Source organism: Dawidia cretensis (assembly GCF_018598175.1).
In the GTDB taxonomy this organism is placed as follows: domain Bacteria; phylum Bacteroidota; class Bacteroidia; order Cytophagales; family Cyclobacteriaceae; genus Ohtaekwangia; species Ohtaekwangia cretensis.
Genome location: NZ_JAHESE010000180.1, coordinates 1 through 290, shown reverse-complemented (window position 1 = coordinate 290; position 290 = coordinate 1). Strand labels below are relative to the sequence as shown.

1 protein-coding gene is annotated in these 290 nt (G+C 46.9%); it reads left to right on the top strand.

Features of this window, described 5'->3' with window-relative positions:
- A partial coding sequence (locus KK062_RS30275; protein WP_254088119.1) for an AI-2E family transporter occupies positions 1–290 on the top strand: 290 nt, incomplete at both ends.

Genomic DNA, 290 nt, shown 5'->3' with positions numbered 1-290 from the left:
GTATTACCGGTACTATCGCGGGGTTGCTGATCACATTGGTGTTTACCTTTCTTTTTCTGTTCAACAAAGAACGTTACGAGTCCTTTTTCCTGAAGTTATATAAGGATGAAGAGCCTGCTAAAGTAAAGACGATCGTTAACAAGATTACCACCGTTGCGCAGAAGTATCTCACGGGCCGCGTGATGTCCATCCTCACACTGGCTACACTCTATTCCATCGGCCTGTTGATCGTCGGTATTAAGAATGCCGTACTGTTAGCCGGTATCGCAGCGTTGCTGACGGTGGTACCA